Source organism: Giesbergeria sp. (assembly GCF_028686475.1).
In the GTDB taxonomy this organism is placed as follows: domain Bacteria; phylum Pseudomonadota; class Gammaproteobacteria; order Burkholderiales; family Burkholderiaceae_C; genus Simplicispira.
Genome location: NZ_JAQUCA010000061.1, coordinates 1 through 2,933, shown reverse-complemented (window position 1 = coordinate 2,933; position 2,933 = coordinate 1). Strand labels below are relative to the sequence as shown.

Here is a 2,933-nt window from a genome sequence, read left to right as displayed (position 1 = left end):
AGGAGCCCGATTGGGATAGTTTGATGCGGAGAGTATTTCCTCTTGATTGACTAAGATGACAATGGAGACTGAACACATCCCGGTCCGAGTGCCCGAGCTCCACATCAGGTATGCTCAGACACGCGCGGGTCCTGAGAACCTGCCCCGCCTCCACTTCCTCGCCGCCATTGTGGGCTCCCGGGGGAGTGGCAAAACGACGGCCCTGGTCCGTATGCTCAAGGCCTACTTCCGCGCCCACTCATTTGACAAGATGGTGCTCTTCTGCCCAACCCTCCGCGCTGATCCAAAGTACAAGGCTCTCATACAGTCAGCCAAGAAGCATGCAGTGCGCGTGGACACTCATGAGACCTTTGATGAGGGCCTGTTTCAGGGGGTGGTTCAGAGCATTGAGGAGGACATCGAGGAGGAGAAGGCGGAAAGGGAGTACGCCGAGGTGTACGCCAGGTGCGTCCTCAAGAGGGGGGAGTGCAGCACGGAGGACCTGATGCTGTTAGAGAAGCATGACTATGAGGAGCCCACCAAGCCCCCCAAGTGGTCGCGCGGGACACCCACCACTCTGCTCATTTTTGACGACCTGGTGGGCAACCGTGACTTGTATAGGTCCGATGCCAAAGGGGCAGTGGCATCATTTGCTATTCGACATCGTCATCATCTCACCTCAATGGTGTTTCTCACGCAAACCTTTCACAACGGCGTCCCCCGTCAGCTCCGCTCCAACCTGAGTCTGCTCATCTTGTTTGCCAACAAGAATGACTCTATTCGAAAGCAAATAGCAGCGGAGTTCAGCTCCTTTGTGCCCCAGCAGCGTTTTCTGGACATGTGGGAGACGGCCACAACTACCGCTGCCCATCACTTTCTGATGTGTGACTTCGATGCCGCCGACCCCAGACTGCGGTTCCGCAAGAATTTCGACCAGATTTTTGTGTGAGCATAGAGATATACAAACAAGAATGACAGCACATTCAGTGCCACGGCCTTCGGCCGGGTCGTCAGCCACAGCGCACCAGAAAGCCGCTTGGGTGGAGGCGCTGAAGCGGGATTTCCCACGACTTGCCGGCCAGGAGGAACTGCTCAAGATGATGACAGATGTGTATGCTGAAAACCCTGGCTTCTTGCAGAACCTTGTGCGCAAGCTGGAGAACGAAGAGCGGAAGGGGAAGCACGGCAAGCCACCTGGCCCTGACCCCCGGTTTGAGGCAGGTGAACTCAAGGGTGCTGTCAAAGTTATTTCCCCAACAGAAGTAGAGAATGCAGAAGCAGCAACAGAACATGAACATGAGCATGAACAAGAACGCGCAGCTGGTGCCCAAGAGGGCGATAGGGGGGCTGGTGAAGAGTCAGACACTGTATCTGCACTCGGGGCTCAGTAATGGGCATTCACTCCAGGCTAATGTGAACGGCCTGATTCGATGCAAAACCGATGAAATCATGAGGGTTTCACTGGCATCCCTTAACGCTTTCAACTCTTTCATGCAAATCAATGATAACAACAACATCATCTACAAATACGGTGGTGCCCATGAAGTTCCGCACGTAGGCTTCCGCTACACCCCGCCTAGTGACATTGCTACAAAGGCAACTCCATACATCCTCCCCAAAGGCAACTACCAGATGACTGAGCTGGCCAAGCTGGTCGGGGATGTGGCTGGACTCAGTGTTTCGTACGGGGTCAACACAAACAAAATGACCATCACCAGTGGCGGCCCAGTTGCTCTGTATTTCCACGGCACTCTTGCTGTCATTATGGGGTTCAGTAGCAACTACCAACCAGCAGCCTCGACACACTACAGCGATGATGCGTGCATGCCACACGCTCAAAATGATATCATTTGTAACCTGGATGGAGTCAGCCCCCACGAGGGCAGCCCGCCCATCGACAACATGAACCTCTCTGATGCTTGTGATGTGGGCCAGGTCATAGCCATCATCCCAGTTGGAGCTGTGTTCCAAAGATCGATTTGGTACAATTCAAGTGCAGAGTTCAACAGTTTTTTCATTGCTGAAAAGAGTGTCAACACGCTGAACATTCGACTGACTGACATAGTGGGCCGCCCCCTCACATGGATGAACAACAGCACCACAGTCTCCTTGCTGTTCGAAACTTTCCAGATTGAATAAATTTTACGTGCGTCACAGTATAACACACAATAACAGTCGCGCACTATTCACTCAGTGAATCAGCAACGACAACAGCAGCAGCAGCAGCAGCAGCAGCAGCAGCAGCATGAGCTTCTGGCAACGCACTTTAACAGGGGTGGGCAAGGCTCTGGCCACTGGCGGCACCGTCGTTCGACGTGCAGCCGACATCACAGGCACAGTGGCCAGGCGGGCTGGGAGCATAGCAGGGGTCATATCACCAATTGCACACGCGCTGGAGAAGCTCCCAGTCGTTGGAGGTGTGGCGGCAGCAGTGGGCAAGGTGGCTGATGCCACCGTGAAGTATGCACCAAAGGTGTCTGACATTTCAGGCAAAGTGAGCCTCATTAGCGGGGCAGCAGCCCAGGTGGGCAAGTCATTACAAGGTAAAAAGAGTGGGAATAATGGCTAGCCTCTTTTCTGAGGGCCTGGTAAAACAATAGACAGATGGACACAACTGTCATCATCTCAGTCACGGTGGGAGTAGTGGTACTGTCGGTGGGAATCATCGTGATGTGCACCAGGTTCACATCCCTATCTGCACTGTCCAGAAGCAGCAGCTGGGCCAGCTGGGCCAGCAGCACCAGGTCTGTGGCGGGCATGCCAGCAGGTACCTTGGATGTTGACATCCCCTAGACCTGAGCCTCATCAACCTCATCATCAACGAACTAAAAAGTTGAGAGGGTGCGAGGTGGTGCCTTAGCAGCCAGCATCAGCTGGTCCACACGCCAGGACAGCCCACACCCGACAGGTGAGAACCAAACACCTGTCAACTCGATGCATGCATTGAACAGGTC

The 2,933-nt window shown here is 54.1% G+C and carries 4 protein-coding genes; 2 read left to right on the top strand and 2 right to left on the bottom strand.

What is annotated here, in order from left to right; all coding sequences use genetic code 11:
- The first annotated feature begins 61 nt into the window (after window positions 1–61).
- Together PHX60_RS15945 and PHX60_RS15940 are read left to right on the top strand one after the other, a co-directional pair.
- Window positions 62–928 carry a hypothetical protein gene (locus PHX60_RS15945; RefSeq protein ID WP_300079780.1) on the top strand — a complete coding sequence of 289 codons (867 nt, stop codon included), beginning with the start codon at window positions 62–64 and terminating at the stop codon, window positions 926–928.
- Window positions 929–1,248: 320 nt separating this feature from the next.
- Window positions 1,249–2,118, top strand: a complete 870-nt coding sequence (locus PHX60_RS15940) for a hypothetical protein (RefSeq protein ID WP_300079778.1) — start codon at window positions 1,249–1,251, stop codon at window positions 2,116–2,118.
- A 51-nt stretch (window positions 2,119–2,169) separates the two neighbouring features.
- Here PHX60_RS15940 and PHX60_RS15935 read toward each other — a convergent pair whose 3' ends face one another.
- Entirely contained in the window at window positions 2,170–2,340 is a 171-nt protein-coding gene (locus tag PHX60_RS15935; protein ID WP_300079775.1) for a hypothetical protein, read from the bottom strand.
- Between the two features lie 143 nt (window positions 2,341–2,483).
- Entirely contained in the window at window positions 2,484–2,738 is a 255-nt protein-coding gene (locus PHX60_RS15930; RefSeq protein WP_300079773.1) for a hypothetical protein, read from the bottom strand.
- Between the last annotated feature and the right edge of the window lie 195 nt (window positions 2,739–2,933).